We start from the raw sequence: 19,191 nt of genomic DNA on the forward strand, positions 1-19,191 counted from the left end.
TAATATTTTTCATGGGAGCTTCCTTTCGCTAAGTTGTTTGTATATCTTTAGTGTATCAGAAGCTCCCTATTTTTATTTGTTTTATGTCACATATGTATTATCGTCTAACACGACCTATTAAAACGGCTTTAAACACCTTTATCCGCTATAAAACTATGTCGCTAATGCTATTGAACTACCTTACTCCAACGCCAAACTAGAAGCAACTAACAAACTCATCAAAGATATTAAGCGAAATGCCTTTGGCTATAAAAACGACTCCCATTTCAAAAAAGAATTCTTTTAATATCAAGATTATATGTGTCAGGAAGAAATCGAGTAGGAGGCTAGCCATTAGTTGACTAGCCGACCTCTCACACCCCCGTACCTACGGTTCCGTATACGGCGGTTCCCTAGTTTACACACACTTTAGTATAATAACCGAGCATTGACAGGTAGCCTGGCTTGGCTATTTCTTCTTTGATTAGCACTGAGTTTAGCATTAGTGCAGCTCGCCACGTGGCTTTTCTGCAATTCGCCATTTCATGCACTTTCCAAAGCGGTATCCCAAATTTCTTTATCCTCTTGTATCTTGCTCTGACTTTCTTCCACTGTTTCCAGTATATTTGCCTTACTCTTCTCCTAAGCCATTCATCCATACGTTCCAGCATGGATTTCATATCCGCCATTGAGAAATAATTTATCCATCCTGCGATAAACTTGTTCAGTTTGGATTTCCTTACTGCATTTGACCCTCCATTACTTCTAGATGTTAGCCTTTTCAGTTCACTTTTCATCTTATCTATTGACTTCTGATAAACCCTAACCCTATATTCCCCTTTTGTAATATAGAAGCTATAGCCTAGATACTTAACTTTCGTTATATGTGCTACCTTGCTTTTATTTCGATTCACTTTTAACTTCAGCTTTCCCTCTATAAATGACAAGATATTTCTTAAGGTTCTTTCTGCACTTCGTTTACTCTTGCAAAATATCATCCAATCGTCTGCGTATCTTACAAATCTTTGTCCTCTGTGTTCCAGTTCCTTGTCCAGTTCATTAAGCATACTATTACTTAGTAGTGGACTTAGATTTCCACCTTGTGGCATTCCTACCTTCGTTTCTTCATATTTTCCCTCGTTTATTACGCCTGCGTTCAAGTATTTATGGATTAGCGCTATTACTCTACCATCTTTTATAGTTCTTGATAGTATTTCTATTAGCTTGCTTTGGCACACCGTATCAAAGAACTTTTCCAAGTCCATATCTACCACCTACTTATAGCCTTCATCTACATTCTTCTTGCATGCTTTCAGTGCGTCGTGGGTACTTCTTTTTGATCGAAAACCATAACTATTTTCGGAAAATTGTTTTTCATAGATTGGGCTTAATACTTGGGGGATCCCTTGTTGTATCAGTCTATCTATTACCATCGGTATTCCTAACTTTCGGTATTCCCCTTTTGTTTCTTTGGGAATCTCTACCCTTAATACGGGTCGTGGCTTGTATTTGCCCGTTCTTAACTTCTCGAGCAGGCTGTCTTTGTTATCTTTGAGATACGGCATAAGTTCATATACACTCATCTCATCGATTCCGCTAGCTCCCTTATTGGATACTACTCGCTGATAGGCTTTATTCAGATTTTGTCTATCCAGTATCTTCTCAAGTAGCCCAGCATCACTAAAGTTTGTGTCGATATGCTTTGTTTCAGTAATCCTCTGTTAGGCGAATGCTCTTAGCTCCTCTTTCTGTTCCGCAGATCCCCTCCCCAAGTAGCCCTCTGTTTCTTTCTAAGGTTTTCTATTCTTGTATCTATCATCAGTTACATTCATTTTCTTCATATCTCCTAAAGTTCACTCCTTCCCCATTCGTCTTAAGCCGTCGGCTACTATGACTTCTGCTGACTTCTTACAGTTCGTTGTTACTATAGATTTCTTACTCTGTTTCCACCTACCTGTAAGACCTCCCCAGGTAAGAGCACACTCTTTCACTCCATATATCTGCCACATTTACTGTATTTATTCCCGAGTAGTTATTGGACTTTAACTTGTCTAGCAGCCTTATCCATAAGTACAGCCTGATGTGATTTCTGTTCGTCAGACCGGAGTTTTGCCTACACCTTCCTTCAGATTCCACCTCATGATGGACACCCTCGGTGTTCGGCTATGTCTTTCCCACTACTAGGGCAGACTAGGGACTTTCACCCATTAGATTGTGCCCATGCTGGGCACACAAGAAAAAGCCCCCTTGACTGCTAGCTCAATGGGGCTTTACGAGATACTCCAATTTAAATCATCTTAAAATGTTTTAAAGCCTCCTTAATTGCCTCTTCTTTTTCAGGTGGACAATTAGGTGCTATAGGATTTTCCTTCTTTGAAACATTATAATTTTTACCAACTTCAAGTCCACATTTCTTCTTTACTTGCGATATATAACGATTAGATACTTTCATGTCGTGTTTCTTCATAACATATTCTTTAATTTCTTCATAAGTAGCCTTACTTTCAGATGCTGTTACATCTAACTCGTCCATATCTAATTTCACTTTAATACATTGGTCGATATCTAGTTTGGACAATAACGCTACCGTCTCCCCCTATATACTAAGAGGAGAAAATAAACAACGAGCTATCAAAAATGGAAAACCCGTTGTTTATAATCGTTTAGCTTTAATGGCTGTTTCAGTGTTGGCTCTAAGCCATTGGAAATTGGATGTTACAGTGATAAATTACGTAGTTTAATTAATTTAAAACTAAAAATATATCTGAAACTGCTATAAAATTTAAATTATCAAGGAATACTGTTAGAAAATACATTAATTTTGATGTAAATAAAGATTAGATACTAGAAAAATGTTCAATAAATAACTTTAGTCCATAGTCACATTGTTCTATGGGCTAAAGTAGCTTTATTATAATCTTACAACATTTTCTTTAAAGTCTTTGATTATTTGATTTACTGCAAGAAAAAAAGAATACCCTTACGCAAGAGTATTCTTTAAATAAAGAGCAATTTTCTGACCTTTTACAATATAGGCAAAAATATGAGAATTATTATGGGAAAGAAGTTTAGATGTAACATCATCCTCCTTTATATTTATAAATTTTACCATTCAAATAACTTTTCTAATTCTTTATATTCATCTAAATATTTTTGCTTATCGATGATTCTTCTTAATTCTTCGTCATTAATACCTATGATTTCTTCTCTTTCATTTCTAGTAAATAGAAAACTATATTCTTCTAACAAAAATATTGCTATTGTTCTTGAAAACCCTAAATTTTGTATATCTATTATTTCTGGATCAGTAGTTCCATAATCAATATATTCTTCCCAATTACATTCAAACTCTACATTGTTGAATTGTAGTATTGATTGATAGTTACTTACATAAATTTTAATTTTATATTTTATATTATTTTCCAAATTATTAATTAAATTGTTTATAATAGTATTAATATGAAAGTCATTCTTTTTATCAAATTTTTCTGAATATTTTCTACCATTAGTACTTAAAATTATATTTTTACTGTCACCAGAATTATTATAATAACTTATAGTCTTTTGAATTAGATATTTTAAAGGTTTGGAATTAATCCAACCTTCCATGAGTGTTGCATAATAAGATAATTGTTCTTTGCTCCTTATCATAGGATTATTTCCCCTACTTTCTGTTCTTAACCATTCATATTCTTTACATAATATTTTTAACATCTTATAACATCCCTCATAAGAAGTGTCAGTAGGTAATTTCTCTTTAATACCTTCACAAACCTTATTTTGTATATCAAATTTTATATCTATACTTTCAGCTAAAATGTTACCGGGTACAAATTTTTCAGTTTGTATTTTTTTTAAAATACTTAATGATTCATCTTCTGAGTTTATATATCTATCTTTTAGAATAGAATCATTGTTTACTGAATCATGGTATAACAAAATATTCCCATACATCTCTATTATTTTTTTATCAACTTCGGACAACCTTTTATTAGTATATTCACTATTAGTATAGTAATTAGATATGTTTTTATATAAATTTTTGTTATTCTTTTTTAGTATAATTGGCTCTGCTTCGTCTATATTTTTTTCTCTAAGAATTTTCACTTTTCTTTCATCTTTCCAATAACCATCTTGATTATAAAGATTTACACAAAAAATATTGCCTGATAAATCCTTAGTTAATCTGCCTGCTCTTCCCGCTAAATTCCAAAAATCAATATCTGTCATCTTTAAATTGCCGATTTTCTCACTCAATATAAATATATTTTTAGCTGGTAAATTTACACCTTCTAAGAGAGTGGAAGTGCAAAATATATATTTTATTTTTCCTAATTTATATAATTCTTCTATTTTAAACTTTATTTCTTCTGGTATTCCCCCAAAATGATAGGCAATACCCTTTTTCAAACAATATTTAAGATAGTATTTCTCATGTACTTTTTTATCAATAATGTCAATTAATTCATTAATATCTTCATCTACAATATCTTCTAAATATTCAGAATATTTAAAAGCTGTTGATATTGTCTTATATACAGTATTACAATAAATTAAACTCTGTCTGTTTTTTGAAAAAACATCTAATATAATTTTTAAATCTTTAATGAAATTTCCTGAAAAATTGAATTTAGGAAAAATAATATCATTACCAAAATCACTTATCATAAAGCTAGAATCTGTATAACAATTAATAAAAAATTTATTTTGAGATACTGAGTCAACTTTTACTGCATAGCTCTCATCTGGGGTATTATTTACCAATTTTAAAAATATAGATGGATTTGGTATATTTGGAGATGCAAAGTATATATTTATACTTTTTCTTTTCGCCATGTTCAATGCATGATACATCAACGGAGTTCTAGTATCTTTAGTGCTTAATAATTTATGTGCTTCATCTACAAATAAATAATCTATCTTAGGATTTGTAAAATCTAAGAAATAAGAAATCAATCTTTCAGGGGTGAATATAAAAATATATTTATTTTCTGTTTTTTTTAATACTTTAGGAATTTCAGGTGAATTTATAACTTTATATTTACTTGACCTTACTAAATGTCTAATTTTATTAGACACCTGATTTATTAGTGCTTTGGTCGGCACTATAAACGCTATATTATCAGACTGATTATGCTCTTCAATTAAATATTTTGTAAAGGATTCAAAAATAAATGATTTCCCAAAAGATGTACTGCCAGAAAAACTAAAGTGATTATTATTCCTTAATTTATTAAATACTTTAACTTGTTCATCTGTAAAAAGTTCTTCAGTTGGAGATGAATTATATATTCTTTTTATTATTAAATCTAAATCAATCTCATCTACTCCTGTATTTTCATTTTTGTTCCCAATTAGATTCATTGATGGAAAATTTCCTAATTTAGTTAAAGCGTTTATCATTATAAGTTTTATATAATCAATTTCCATAAGTTCATCAAATTCATAAATAAGGCTAACAATCTTTAATGCTAAATTTTTATGATCATTCGTCGACGATCTACATAATATATCTACAAATCTCATCAAATCATGCTGTTCTTTACTAGAGAAATTTATTTTATAATCTTGATCTAATAACTTCTTACAAAAAAAATTTTCCAGATTATATATTAAATTCATCAAATACTCATCTTTATAAGCTTTTGCTGAAAGATGGTCAATAAAATTATTCATGTTAAAATATCCTCTAAAATTTTATTTCTTGTATTATCTATATCAGTAAACGGAATAATATATACAAAAAAAGTATGACCTAATAAATTATTATCATTAATTTTTCTATATATCTTATTTTCATATTCATTTAAATCTGAAAGTATTTTTTTCTTAACTTCCTCAAAAAAATTATTGCTTGTACAGTTTTTCGTTTCTTCTGAAATGTCTATCTCATAACCAATGAAAATAGAAAAAGCATCATCTATTCGTAGATTTTTTTCATTTTTAGTAGGATATATTATTAATTCAAGTATATTCTTATCTTCATCACTTAGTTCGCAATTTTCTATATTTGATGATATTAAATCTTTTTCATAATTTATACCACTTTTATTTTTACCATTGGAATTAATTTCATTAATGAAACTGTTTATAGATTTAAAGGCGTCATTTAAAGCATCAGATAATTTTTTATATAACTTAGATTCACCAAATATAAGTTTGTATGTCCCATCATAATTATTTAAAAGATGAACACCGTCTGAGCCATTAACATACATACTGCTAGTTGTTTTCATTTCCATTTTTGTTAGAATTTTAGGGGCATTTAAATGGCCCTCTAAAAAACAATATAAAAGCAACTCACCTAATTCACCTTTATTTTTTAAATATTCTTTAAATTTGCTACGTGCAATTTGTGATAAGCGCCCAGGTTTATTTTGATATTTTGCTATATTTTTTTTAGATAAAGCATAATCAATTACAGAATCCACTAAAACTAAGGAAATTTGATTGTAGTCAAAGTTTCTAGCATTTATTGGGCACATAAATATATTCAATTTTCCGTCATCTGAATTTGAACTTATAGGTATATCCTTTATGTTATGAAATATTTTAATTACATCTTTTGAATTTTGACTTACTATCAAATTATCACCTCCAAAATTAACTAAATCCTATAATCGATACCATCTTCTGCTACCGTTTTAAAATCAACAAAATTTTCCAAATACTGTTGATTTCTATCTAACTTATTATCATTTATCAATTTATAATATTTGTTATTACTAACATTATCCATATAGTAATAATCTATCTTGTCAATAATAGTAGCAAAATCCAAATAGTCAATGGAACTAAACTCTTCTGTCTCAAGACCAGTATTTAATACAAATTTATAGTCTTCAAAGTCATAAAACTTATCCTCTTTTTCAGAGGTTAAATCTAGATATATTTTTGTTGATTTTGCAATAAGACATATATATTGGAAGTCTTTATCAACGTATTGAGTGTTATTATTAGGATGAGCCATTGAATAATGTTGGTTTGGTGTCAGCATTATTAAATTTTCAACATAATCAGCAATAGTCGGATAGTCTGATTGAGTAAATATGTGGTGTGCTTGAGTTGCATTTACCATCTCGGTTGATTGATATACTTCAGATTTTCCATTATAAATACTATCATTAAATTTACGCATTGCTTTTTTAGCCTTATTAATCGTATAACTAGCCATAGCTCTTGCTTGTAGCTGTGAAGCTGTTGGCTCATGTTCAGCTCTAGTAACCGACTTATCTTTACCACTTAATTCATCTCTCCAGTTTGCACGATTATATTGTAAATCACTCAATGTAATAATGTTTTTGGAAATTCTACCTCGCTCAGTACCATGTTTCTTTAATTTAAAAGCAAGAGGATTTATAACTTTTGTAAAAATCCTACCACATTCTGTCTCACCATTTATCTTTGTATAATTTATAGTGAATCTTATAAATGTATCTCTAACATCTTTGTAGGCTTCTTTAGTTTGTATTTCAAAAAACTGTTCAAATGAATTCCAAATCCCACTATCTTTTAAAACCTTAACTATATACTCATATAAAAAGTTCAAAGCATTAGTCGGCCTTAATGCAATTTTCTCTAATAACTCCCTATTGTTTATAGAGTAGTAGTACCTATTCTTCTCTTTTCTTACATTAAGAATCTTACTATAACCCAATAATTTAATAGGTTGTCCAAAATATTTGTCATATTCATTTCCAGCTTTCAATTCAGGATCAGGTTTTGAAAAAATAGAAATTACATTCTCTCTAGAATATTCACTATGCCATATATCAGAAACAGCAAATTCCTTTGCATCATTTTCATCCACATACTCTATTATGCAGTCAGCAATTATTGAAACTACATCATAGGTACACTTCTGATCAATCCACCTTGCATCACCAGTTTTTCTTACATCATAGTCATGTTTATTTAAAAAGTCTATATATATACTCATTCTTTTTCATCCATAATTATAAGTTAAATCCGTATTTAAATTGTTGTATCAATTCTTCTTTTTCTTTATCACTATAAAAATCTATATTTTTTAAAAATATATTTTTTATTTTCAGATAACTAGAAGGGGTAATATTACTTATATATTCTTCTGAATTTTCAACTTTGAACTTATACTCTTCTATTAAGTGATTAATATAAGGGTTACTATTTATTCTAAACTCTATATTCCTAACTCCTGCACTTTTTGCCCTGTTAAAAACTTCTAATTCTTCAGTAAAAATATCAATAGTTTTATAACCATGTATTCTGCATTCTTTAGCCCATGCTCCATCAGTATGATTACCTTCTATATGAATACTTATACTATTATCAAAATTTGTTTTATTCTCACCATAACCTTTATAATGTCGTATATTAGTTAAAAAACCTAATGTTTTTGAATACTCCATCACATCTTTAAAGAGAATACCTGATTTTCCCCATCGAGGGTTATCTGTAATAAAATTTAGTTTAAGCATCTAACACACTCCTTTTTTCTACTTTTCTCCCGAACCAAAATACGCTTGTTTTATCAATGTTTAATGAACGCGTTTGTTTATTTCTAGCAATTTTATAAAATTCCCTATACTCATCTGTTGAGAAATATCTCATTTGTTCATCATTAAGAATCTCATTATTCTTTGGTATTAATAATGCTATAGACCCATTTACAACATATCCTTTTTGTTTTTTCATTACTCTTGGTTTATATGTCATATTAGGTGTCATATATACATCATCTCTATCCATAAATTTTTTTACTGAAAGATTGTCTAACTCTTCTAAACTTATATAAGAATCGTAAGAGTTTATATTTAAAATTTCACATCCATCATCACTAATATTTCTTGATTTCAATACTCTTACATAGTTTTCAGAATCATTCATATTCTCCAATGTAGAATTTTTTGTTGTAATTTGTCTATCTCTAAATACATCAAATATATCAAATTTCATATTTTCATATACATTATCGAAAAACTCATTTCTGTAAATTACCCAGTAAGGAAGTTTTTCATCTGAAATATAAGATAGCTTTTGTTTAACAATAGAGCTATCTGTAATTGATTTTACAATTGTATTCTGTCTTTTTATTTTTGTATTTACCATCAAATTTATAGTTTCAACAAGAACCCCCTTAAACCCTAGTTCTCCAAAGTCATGTATATAGTCTATAGAGTTCTCTTTTAACAATTTCCTTGTTTCTATAAACTCAGGTGTGTTTAAAATATTTTTAGGTAATATTAAAGAAACATAATCAGAAATTCTTATTGCTTTTTCTAAAAATATTTCAGCCAAATTTTTAGTATCCTTATTATAATTGTTTTCTAAATATTTATTTAAAATTTCCCCACTAATTTTGGAAAATGGAGGATTGCCAATTACTAGATCTATATTTAATTCGTCAAAATCATAGTTCAAGAAATCATCACAAATATATCTAACATTAAAGTTATCTGGAACATGATTTAATGATTCTAATATTTTTAATATATCTTCATCTATGTCAATCAATATAAGATTTACTCGTTTTTTATCTTCATATTTCTTATAAAGAAGCTTTAGAAAGTTCCCAGCGCCTACGGATGGTTCTACTATAGTTATTTCATCTTTTTCAAACTCTGGCAAATCCTCAATTATATGCTCTACTATAAATCTATTTGTATAAAAAGCTGAATGTGTCTGTCTTTTCGTATTCGACATTTCTATTATTCTTAAAATTGTAGATTCTGTATATAGATTTATATTTTCTTTTAAAAAATTAGTTAAATCACTAATGTTTTCTAATCTTTTATTTTCTATTACACCTATAATCTCCTTATCCTTTAAACTTTTTCTTGAAGTATTTTCCTTTATTTTTTTAGCTATTTGCCTAAAAATACTTGTAGGAACAGCCTCTCCTATGCTTTGCCTAATATTCATTTCAATCTTCTTAGACATTTTTTTCTTGTCTTCAATACTAAGTGAATTTAATTCTTCTATAGATTCCTCTGTCCATTTAAACTCACTTGGTATGGTCATCATCTTCATAAGTTCTCTAATAGAGAATACTCTATCATCAATAGGGTGAACAGTATTTTGACTAGCCAATTGATCATTTCTTGTGTGTATGCATGGAGCTACTTTGTTAAATTCTTGTCTAGTGTATTTATCAGCATTTTTAGCTTTATTAAATAAAATTTCTCCATTTACTACTCTATGAGGGATTTTCTTAGGATCATCATTATCAAACGCTCCCTGGCCCGGTTTAAGATCTGATATCCATTTTCTCATTCTTTTTGGATATTCTCTAAAACTGTGAAAAAAGTCATTGTCATCATATTCTCCCCAATTTAAACTTTTCATATCACCTATAACATCAAACAAAGTTTTTTCTGTTCGATAATCTGGATATAATTCTATAGGTACTACAATATCTGATAAATCTTTTCGAACTCCAATAACTAATGTCCTGGTCCTTGAAGAGTTTGAACCATAGTTTTTAAAATTAATTACACGCTTAGAAATTAAATAATTATTTGAAAGTTTACTTTCAATCATTTCGCCTATTGATAGTATAGTTCCATCTTTTAGAGTGCAACCAGTTTTCCAAAATGCAGCAACATTTTCAAAGATAAAAAATCTCGGATTAATATCTTTAACAATCTCTACACTTTCAACTATTAAACTATTCCTTTGTAAATCACTATTGTTTTTCTTATGATTAGCTACGCTCATTCCTTGACAAGGAGGAGTTGCAATAATAACATCAATGCTATCATTACCGAGTTTTTCCCATTTTTTTATTTCATTTGAAATTTTGTCTTTAATTTCCTGCTCCTGAATATCTCCACTTATATATCCACTATCGAATTTACATTTTTTGTTTATTTTTTGAATTTCTAAACGTCTATCAATTATTTCATTCGTAGCTACACATTCAAATTCCTCTTGTTTGAACCCATAACATCCAACTCCTGCTGATGAAAATAATGATATGTAGGTAAGAATATTATTTATCATTTAACTTAACCTCATTCTTAAATTCAATAATATCTCCAATATCACATTTAAAATAATCACAAATCTTCCCTAATGTCACTAAACTTACATTTTCATCTCTTCCCATTTTTGCTATTGTTTTGGGAGTTGTTGCTATTGCACATTGTAAGTCTGTTTTTTTCATATTTTTATCTATTAATAACTTCCATAATTTATTATACGAAAATCCCATATTATTCTCCAATTCTATATTTTAACTTCCTAAATATATATATTAACTATTCTATTATAACATGAAGTGTCATTTGTTTTCAATTAAGTAAATTAATAAAAAGACGGTTGGAATACCGTCCTATAAAATATAAACCTTTTGTTTAAATAACTAAATCATCCTAAACCACTCTAAAGCCTCTATGATCGCTTTTTCTTTGTCCTCAGGACATATTGGTACTACTTGGTCTTCCTTCTTTGATTTATTATAGCTTTCTCTTTCTATTATGCCTAGTTTTCTCTTAACTTGAGCTATATAAAGATAGCTTACTTTAAAACCATGTTTTTTAAACACATATTCTTTTATATCTTCATAGGTTGCATCTTTTTTTAGCTTTATATCTTTTAAATCTTCTTCATTCACTTCTATATTAATATGTTCATCAGAATCAAGTTTGGACAATAACGCTACCGTCTCCACATGCGGGGTCTTTTGATTGGGGACATAATTTTTTGTCCTCGTCCTCGTTATGGGAACACAATTTATTAATATCTTTTTCTTTGGCATTCTTTCTTTTATCTTTAAAGTTATTAGAATCTTGACTATCTTGAACTCCTGTTTTGAAATAAAACGTTAAGTCATATGGATGGACTTTTCCTTCCTTGTCAATTCTACCCACCACAACTTTGTCAACTATACTTTCAAAAACTGTTCTGTTAAATTCTTCAATAATCTCTTTGTTCTCTAATACCTTTTTAAATCCATTTAATCTTTCTTTTATAGAATTTTCATCTTTAATTGTCAATTCTAGTATTTTCTTTTCATCTAGTATTTCTTCCTTTTGTTTTGATAGTTTTTTATACTTTTTTGTATAAACATCTTCATCTATACTTTCTTCTAAGTGAAGATCAACTAGCTTTCTTTCTTGATTAATGATTCTATTTAATTTATTTTCTATCTTTTTCAAATCTTTAATTAAACTATTATCATTTATTTCTTCTTCAACAATTTTTAAAAAGTCATCTATTACTGTTGAATCTGCATGACATAATTGTCTATAACTTTCAACAAAAGCTTTTTCTATGGCTGATTCTTGAACCCCTTTTGAGTGAGGACAATATTTTTTACCTTTTTTAGTCGACTTTACACACTGCCAGTTAATCTTTTTATATATTGAACTAGTGTGCCAAGTTCTTCTTGAAAGTATTTCACCACAAAATCCACATTCTAACATACTTGAAAAAGCATATTGTCTTGAAAGTTTTTCTCTCTTCCTTCCTTTATTAGCAATCGTATTTCTATTTTGTGCTCTTCTCAATCTGATTTCTTGTGCCTTTTCAAAATCTTCTCTTGATATAATTGGTTCGTGATGATTTTCAATATGGTATTTATCAGATTCTCCGAAATTTGCTAATCTTCTTTTTGTAATAGGGTCAACTGTGAAAGTCTTTCCCATTAATATATCTCCAATATACTTTTCATTCTTAATTATCCCTAACACTGTAGTATCGGACCATTTTGTTTTACCTCTTGGACTTAGATACCCTTGCTCTTCTAATTCTCTACCAATAACTGATCCACCACTTCCCTCTAAATATCTTTTAAATATATATCTAACAATTTTAGCTTCTTCTTCATTTATAGATATACTTTTTGTTGACGGGTCATAATCATATCCAAGGCAACCTTGAAAACCAATGAGCTCTCCTTTTTCCATTTTCATTTTCAGGCCTTTTTTCACATGGGCTGAGGTGTTTTCTACTTCTTGCTGAGCTACTGAACTTAATATAGTTAATAATAACTCTCCATCCATAGTTAACGTATCTATATTCTCTTCTTCAAATACTACACCAACATTATTTTCCTTTAAAAGTCTTACATACTTTAAAGTATCTAATGTATTTCTGGCAAATCTCGATATAGATTTTGTGATTATCATATCTATTTCTCCATTTTGACAATCACTAATTAATCTCATGAAGTCTACTCTTTTAGTTGCAGTTGTTCCTGTTGTTGCTTCATCTGCATATATGCCTGCTAAAGTCCATTCTTTATTATTATTGATTAAGTTTGTATAGTAATCGACTTGTGATTTATACGAATCAAGTTGGTCTTTGCTGTCCGTACTTACTCTACAATATGCTGCAACTCGCTTTAAATCTAAATGCAATGCATTTCTATTTCTTGCTCCTGTATTTGAAGCTTTAATTACTTTTACTTTAGTCTTCATTTTTACCTCCTTCCCATTTTGTATCTCTCTACAGTGTTATTATATCATAATATTAATTGCTTTCTATCTATTCTCTTGTAATCTTTTTCTAATCTGTTCTTTATTTTAGTGTATTCTTTATCATTTATTAAATTAAGTTCATAAAGTCTACAGAGCATAGCAACTTTCATACTATAATTTTTTATTGCTTTCATATTAACCTCCTATGTAAGTTTAAGTTTTTTGACATTTACGAGTGCAGTGGATCTGCTACATAGGAATCTCACCTCCGCCCCTGTTCTAGACGAGCCGGCCTCAACTTTAGAAGTATCATTAGCACCACTCAAATCATCGCTTAAGATTTCCAGGCCTTAATTAAAGACATATATTTTTCGCTCATTTTCTTCTATCCTTGCACTTGCAGTATTCATTTAAACCAACTCTAGGGTCAGCAGAAAGGTCTTAGCGTATAGGTCTTCTTGCTCCTTAAGTGGATAAAGTCTCGTAATGGTCTATGCAGTTTTCAAGGTTCAATTTGTAGGTTTTTCCTAATAAATTTAAGTTCTTTTAAATGCCCTACACCTTTAAAGTGAATATTTAGAACAAATGGAACGGGTGAAAAGAAAAAGGGAGCAAGTTTTAAACTTGCCCCTAGTTTTTATAGGTCTTCTAACAGTTTCTTTAATTTCTTAAAAATTGAATTTCTTTTTCTAATAACTGATGTGTGAGAAGTGTTTAATCTTCTTGCTAGTGAACGAATTGATTCTTCTTCGAAATATAGGCTTTCGATTAACTCTCTTTCTTCTGTATTCAACCCATCAAGTGCATCATGAACCCTGTCAATTAAGATTTTAGTTTCTACAATCTTTTCAACATCCACCTTGTCATCTCTTAGGTTGTCTACAAAGTTTCCATCCTTATCGTAGGAAGAAAAAAAGAGCAAGTGGTTTTTACGATCCACCTGCTCTAAATAGTTCTCACGATTTGTAATTTGCCAATATCCTTTATAAACTTCTTCACTTACATAAACTTTCTTTCCATCAATAAATATAAAATATTTTTTACTCATTTTCTCCTCCTTATTTGTTTTTTTCGTTCTTCTACTCAAAACAAATAGGAGGACTACGAATATTAACCATAACTCCTCCTGATTCTTGGCATAAAAAAAGACCCAATCGATTATTAATCGACTAGGTCGCTGCCTGACTTTTTTTAGTAGCTAGAGTTCAAACTCCTCCACTATACTAAATGTATCATGGTTAATATTCACTTGTCTTCCTAACTTTATCCGTGGTTTTCTCCGTACAAAAGTTCTTTATAAGTTCAAAAATAGTTGGTAATTTAAGTTCTAATTAATAGTGCTTAAAAATTTCATTTCAGCTTTTATTTCAGGTATTGCATAACCCCAAAGAGCTATCCCAACTAAATAGATTGCTTCTTTTTTTCGTTGATAATAAACTGTTTTTTCTAAAGATACAATCTGCATAACATCTATGTCTGGAATCTTCTTTTCATTTAAATATGCATTTTTAATAATTGTATAATAAATCTCTCCTTGATCAGGGTATTTTTTTAATTGAACGAGTGATTTATCAATTAAATCAATAAGCCACTTAGTTTCAAATAAATAATTCACTTGATCTTCAAAATCTTTCTTCTTTTCTATTGGTGCAAAATCATATAAATATTCTAACGCCTTATCTAATCTTCTCCCATAAGTTACAATATCTTCCATCACCATATCATCAACTCTTTGATGGATTGACCAAACAACTTTTCTATAAATGGTTAAAAGAGCTTTTGTCTTATGCCATACATTATCTTTATCTAACCCTAAGTTCCTACAAAGAGTTTCTATTTCTCTTATATTTCTTGAATATCCCATTTAAACCACCTTTCTTTACAAATGTATTAAGTTTTAATACAAATTTTTCTCTATTGCTTCTTACTTTTTTGATTATCAAATGTTTATCCGCTAATTCTTCATCATTTAACTAAATCTTCATTTGAATTTTTCTTCTATTATCAATAGTATCTTCCTAAAACATCTTAAATAAAGCTTTAATTAATACTTCCAACCAGATATATCATCTACTAAAACCCCTTGACATTTATTAGTACTTTGATTTATAATATTGGTAGTTCAATTACTATTTATGGGTATTATATATATTTAAAGTTCTAATGTCAATAGATAAAAGAAATGTTTTAGAACTTAAACTGCTAAATGACTAGGAGGTTGTAAAAATGAGTTTTGGTAAAAAACTTAAACAATTAAGAGAAGAAAAAGGCTTGACCCAGACAGAACTAGCTGAAGTTTTGGGAACAAGTTTAAAGACCATTAGTAACTATGAGGTCAAGGGAACAAGACCTAGAAGAATGGATATGTATGAAAAAATCGCTGACTATTTTCAAGTAGATATTAACTACTTACTGACAGAAGGATCTTCCTTTATCATCAGTGCAGGAAGTCAGTATGGCTACCAAGGAGCCAGGGATGCTGAAAAGCTTTTATCCTCTATGGCTGGTCTTTTTGCTGGAGGGGAACTTCCAGAAGAAGATAAGGACGCTCTTTTTGAAGCTATTCAAGAAGCCTACTGGGAGGCAAAACTTGAGAATAAGAAGTATGGCAAGAAAAAAGAGTAAGAAAAGGAGCAGGCTTTATGTCAAATAAATGGATATATGATAAGGTTCAGGCTCTGGTACAAAAGTATAAAACAAGAAACCCCGAAGAATTAGCAAGTGAATTAAATATAAAGATCAGATATTTCTCTGAAACCAAGTCCCTGCTAGGTATGTATAAGGTGGTGATGAGAAATCGCTTTATCTTTATTCCATCAAACCTGGGGCATTTAAAAAAGACCGTTCTAGCCCATGAACTAGGACATGACCAACTCCATAGGGACTATTGTAAGGACGGAGCAAGCTTTCATGAAAGTAGGATATTCAATCCCACCAACCAATATGAAATAGAAGCCAATATTTTTGCAGCCCACCTTCTCATACCAGATGACGAAGTCCTTCGTTTAATCAAATATGCTAATGATGATAGAGACCTGGCTAATCAATTGGAAGTAGATATTAATCTACTTAACTTAAAGATATCAGAAATGGCTAAACTTAAACTACTGGATCTAAATAATACCTATATAGAAAGACCAGATTCCCGGTTCTTAAAAGATTACAAGCCAGTAGATGAAAACTACTTTTAAACAGGAGGTAAGCTCATGGGATATATTGATTATACAAAAGAACCTAGATCTGACATAGCCTTTGTGGATATGAAAAGCTTTATATTAATAATATAGTATATTTTTGTTTCCATTTTAAGTGAGTGTAATTTAAATGAATTAAATATAGGATTTTTTAGGTAAAAAAACAAAAGACGATAGATTTTTAATCATCTATCGTCTAAGGGTTAGTTATTAAATTATATATAATGTAATTAACATATATAAGTTGTATAATTAGTTTTCGGATTTTTCAATTTTTCATTTCATCATCATATAAAAATTGGCATGAATAAAGTGTCTATAGTTTTAAATTTATAATCAAAATAGTTTTCCTTATACTATTACTATCCCAATTTAAATAAAAAAGAAATTACTAATGGCTGAATAGTAATCATAACTATAAAGCAAACCACCCAATAAAATAAGATCTCCAAATTTGTATTGACTTCTACAGAAAAAAATGATTTCTCATAATTATTCTTTGTTAATGAAATAACGACTTTGTATATAACATACCCTAGGCATGAGCCTAGTACATTTGCTATCAAATCATTTAAAGAAGTTATCCCCCTTCCGAACATCTGATATAATTCAATAGAAAGTGAAATAAAAAAAGCAGTTGAAGCAACTTTTTTAATATTACTAAAGTTTTTATATAAAATAGGCAAAAACAGTCCTAAAGGCATAAATAAAAAAACATTTAATATCTCTTCAAAAGAAATACTAGTTATGCCATTAAAGCGTATCCCCTCAAAGCGTGGAGAAAATCCTGAAATCTTTCCAATACCTGTCATTGTTAATATGCCAATTAAATAATAGCAAAAAATAAATGACAAAATTATATGTGCCTTAGTCTGTTTTTTATCCTTTTTTTTCAAGAATAAAAAATACAAAATTAATACAGGTATAACAAAAAAATAACCACTAACTGATCGCTGTATTATTTCTTTTACCAATTCAATATACATCTATATCCTCCTTACTGTAACTAGTCGTAAAAAACATTAAATCATTATTTATATTTATTTGTTTAAAAATTATATATTTCAGTACACTCTCCATCATTCTTAGTCAATTCTTGATGGTCCCTTCCTTCAACAACTTCCCTTTTTTATAAATTTTATTGAACCTATAATATGAACAAACCTTAATCTATAAGTAGTAAAAAGTATTGCTTTATATTTCAATTAAGTTCTTATTTTATTAAATAATTATCTATCTAATATTATATGTGTTATGTTCATTTTTATTGACTTTTAAATTAATGTTTTTCAAAGCATGGTTTTCTTTAAAACTTTTTTCTAACGATTCTATTTTTATCATTTCTTGCTCCAATTTTATATATTCTTTGACCGTAAAGAAATCTAGAAACTTTTTCAAAAAAATTATTAAAAAAAGAGGTGTTTCAAATCATTTTGTTTTTTTAATCAGCTTATTTTAATCTTATGAAATCTACTTCTTCTCCCATCCACTCTCTACTTCTATCAAGTTTAATATCTATGTTTCTTATTAACTTTAAATCTTTTTTGTCATATTCTCTTATAAAACCGACTTCCACCTTATCAAAGTCTTCTGATGTATAGAGAACGCTTAGAATATTTTCATTATCATTAATTTTTCTTAAGCCAAATTTATTATCTTCTATATCTTTTATTAAATCTGTATCTTTTATTTCTTTTTTATTAATGATTTCTAATTCACTGTTTAAGTCATATATATTTTTATTAGTAATAACTTTTAGATTGTCATTTACAAAAACATATAATATGTTTTCATTTTTTAATGTAATTTCCTTAGTTTCGTTAGTGTTTGAATCAATCAAATATAAGAGTGATGAACTTCCAATATGTCCATAATCAACCACAGATTCGTTAAACTGAATCATTTGTTTGCCTGGATCTGTATAAGGTTTTTCAAAATTTATTCTATTAGATGTCTTTTCTTCTTTATCAATTACAATTATGCTATATTTAGAGGTTTTTTCATTATACGCTTCTAGAAATATCTTTCCATTTACTTCAATTGCATCATCTAAATATTCCCATTTTAATAAAATCTCGTTCCTAACTTTATTATTACTATAAGCTAAGCTAGACAAATAATAATCTGTATCTATTAGGCCGACATTTATTCCTTCAATCAGGTCATCGTTACCCTTTTTGACAAACCATGTAGTTATATTAGGAGAATCAGCATATTCACTTTCTAAAGAAAACTTTTCAAAACCATTGTCATCATAAATAAAATGATCATTCGTTCTAGACGAGTGCATATAGATTTTATCGTCTATGTAATTTAAAGAATTAATACTAGCTCCCTTATATTTTAATTTCTCTTTTATTGTTCCATCATTAGATATAAATAACAAAGTTGATCTATTTTCTCTACTCCTTGACAAAGATAAAACATAATCTATGTCATTTTTATTCTTTGTCAGACTAAATTGATTTTTTTTGCAAGAAACCGCAAATATCATCAATAATACCAGAAACAAAATATATAGTAGATTTCTTCCCCTTTTAGTAATCATATATCCTCCCCCTTATTTAAACGTCACAGATTAATTTTGCTTCCAATGCTTTTATCTTAATTAAACA

The 19,191-nt window shown here is 29.0% G+C and carries 16 protein-coding genes and 3 pseudogenes; 3 read left to right on the forward strand and 16 right to left on the reverse strand.

The window, feature by feature from the left end:
• Positions 1 to 104 precede the first annotated feature (104 nt).
• A pseudogene (locus ACQV2P_RS00870) lies at positions 105 to 286 on the forward strand (transposase); the annotation flags it as partial.
• Between the two features lie 106 nt (positions 287 to 392).
• On the opposite strand, the gene ACQV2P_RS00875 reads toward ACQV2P_RS00870, so the two are convergent.
• The 14 genes and pseudogenes from ACQV2P_RS00875 to ACQV2P_RS00940 form a co-directional block, all read right to left on the reverse strand.
• On the reverse strand, positions 393 to 776 hold the full coding sequence (locus tag ACQV2P_RS00875) for a group II intron maturase-specific domain-containing protein (protein WP_428894539.1): 384 nt from the start codon (positions 774 to 776) through the stop codon (positions 393 to 395).
• A gap of 69 nt (positions 777 to 845) precedes the next feature.
• Positions 846 to 1,562 (reverse strand): annotated as a pseudogene (locus tag ACQV2P_RS00880) (reverse transcriptase domain-containing protein); the annotation flags it as partial.
• A gap of 704 nt (positions 1,563 to 2,266) precedes the next feature.
• Positions 2,267 to 2,572 (reverse strand): annotated as a pseudogene (locus ACQV2P_RS00885) (hypothetical protein); the annotation flags it as partial.
• A 512-nt stretch (positions 2,573 to 3,084) separates the two neighbouring features.
• Positions 3,085 to 5,655, reverse strand: coding sequence for a DEAD/DEAH box helicase (locus ACQV2P_RS00890; RefSeq protein ID WP_428894468.1), 2,571 nt, complete (start codon positions 5,653 to 5,655; stop codon positions 3,085 to 3,087).
• Positions 5,652 to 6,566: a HamA C-terminal domain-containing protein gene (locus ACQV2P_RS00895; RefSeq protein WP_428894469.1), complete on the reverse strand. Its 915-nt coding sequence runs from the start codon at positions 6,564 to 6,566 to the stop codon at positions 5,652 to 5,654. Before ACQV2P_RS00895 ends, ACQV2P_RS00890 begins: the two co-directional genes overlap by 4 nt.
• Positions 6,567 to 6,586: 20 nt before the next feature.
• Positions 6,587 to 7,918 (reverse strand): restriction endonuclease, encoded by a 1,332-nt coding sequence (locus ACQV2P_RS00900; RefSeq protein WP_428894470.1) that lies wholly within the window; start codon positions 7,916 to 7,918, stop codon positions 6,587 to 6,589.
• A gap of 16 nt (positions 7,919 to 7,934) precedes the next feature.
• A complete protein-coding gene (locus tag ACQV2P_RS00905) occupies positions 7,935 to 8,438 on the reverse strand; it encodes a hypothetical protein (RefSeq protein WP_428894471.1) in 504 nt (167 codons plus the stop codon).
• On the reverse strand, positions 8,431 to 10,962 hold the full coding sequence (locus ACQV2P_RS00910; RefSeq protein WP_428894472.1) for a DNA cytosine methyltransferase: 2,532 nt from the start codon (positions 10,960 to 10,962) through the stop codon (positions 8,431 to 8,433). The genes ACQV2P_RS00905 and ACQV2P_RS00910 overlap by 8 nt, the downstream gene beginning before the upstream one ends.
• A complete protein-coding gene (locus tag ACQV2P_RS00915; RefSeq protein WP_428894541.1) occupies positions 10,952 to 11,173 on the reverse strand; it encodes a helix-turn-helix domain-containing protein in 222 nt (73 codons plus the stop codon). The genes ACQV2P_RS00910 and ACQV2P_RS00915 overlap by 11 nt, the downstream gene beginning before the upstream one ends.
• 150 nt (positions 11,174 to 11,323) lie before the next feature.
• Positions 11,324 to 11,614 (reverse strand): RNA methyltransferase, encoded by a 291-nt coding sequence (locus tag ACQV2P_RS00920; protein WP_428894473.1) that lies wholly within the window; start codon positions 11,612 to 11,614, stop codon positions 11,324 to 11,326.
• Positions 11,601 to 13,382 (reverse strand): recombinase family protein, encoded by a 1,782-nt coding sequence (locus ACQV2P_RS00925; protein ID WP_428894474.1) that lies wholly within the window; start codon positions 13,380 to 13,382, stop codon positions 11,601 to 11,603. Before ACQV2P_RS00925 ends, ACQV2P_RS00920 begins: the two co-directional genes overlap by 14 nt.
• Before the next feature lie 44 nt (positions 13,383 to 13,426).
• A complete protein-coding gene (locus ACQV2P_RS00930; protein ID WP_428894475.1) occupies positions 13,427 to 13,576 on the reverse strand; it encodes a hypothetical protein in 150 nt (49 codons plus the stop codon).
• A gap of 443 nt (positions 13,577 to 14,019) precedes the next feature.
• A complete protein-coding gene (locus tag ACQV2P_RS00935) occupies positions 14,020 to 14,430 on the reverse strand; it encodes a sigma-70 family RNA polymerase sigma factor (protein WP_428894476.1) in 411 nt (136 codons plus the stop codon).
• A gap of 279 nt (positions 14,431 to 14,709) precedes the next feature.
• The gene (locus ACQV2P_RS00940; protein ID WP_428894477.1) at positions 14,710 to 15,246 is read right to left on the reverse strand and encodes a hypothetical protein; all 537 of its coding nucleotides are present in this window, start codon (positions 15,244 to 15,246) and stop codon (positions 14,710 to 14,712) included.
• A gap of 362 nt (positions 15,247 to 15,608) precedes the next feature.
• Between ACQV2P_RS00940 and ACQV2P_RS00945 the strand changes: the two genes are divergently transcribed.
• Both ACQV2P_RS00945 and ACQV2P_RS00950 read left to right on the forward strand, forming a co-directional pair.
• Positions 15,609 to 16,007 carry a helix-turn-helix domain-containing protein gene (locus ACQV2P_RS00945; protein WP_428894479.1) on the forward strand — a complete coding sequence of 133 codons (399 nt, stop codon included), beginning with the start codon at positions 15,609 to 15,611 and terminating at the stop codon, positions 16,005 to 16,007.
• A 17-nt stretch (positions 16,008 to 16,024) separates the two neighbouring features.
• Positions 16,025 to 16,573 carry an ImmA/IrrE family metallo-endopeptidase gene (locus ACQV2P_RS00950; protein WP_428894480.1) on the forward strand — a complete coding sequence of 183 codons (549 nt, stop codon included), beginning with the start codon at positions 16,025 to 16,027 and terminating at the stop codon, positions 16,571 to 16,573.
• 365 nt (positions 16,574 to 16,938) lie between these two features.
• On the opposite strand, the gene ACQV2P_RS00955 is transcribed toward ACQV2P_RS00950, so the two are convergent.
• The gene (locus ACQV2P_RS00955) at positions 16,939 to 17,562 is read right to left on the reverse strand and encodes a VanZ family protein (protein ID WP_428894481.1); all 624 of its coding nucleotides are present in this window, start codon (positions 17,560 to 17,562) and stop codon (positions 16,939 to 16,941) included.
• A 464-nt stretch (positions 17,563 to 18,026) separates the two neighbouring features.
• Positions 18,027 to 19,124, reverse strand: coding sequence for a hypothetical protein (locus tag ACQV2P_RS00960; RefSeq protein ID WP_428894482.1), 1,098 nt, complete (start codon positions 19,122 to 19,124; stop codon positions 18,027 to 18,029).
• Positions 19,125 to 19,191: the final 67 nt, after the last annotated feature.

It is taken from the genome of Facklamia sp. P12932 (assembly GCF_050409545.1).
Taxonomy (GTDB): domain Bacteria; phylum Bacillota; class Bacilli; order Lactobacillales; family Aerococcaceae; genus Facklamia.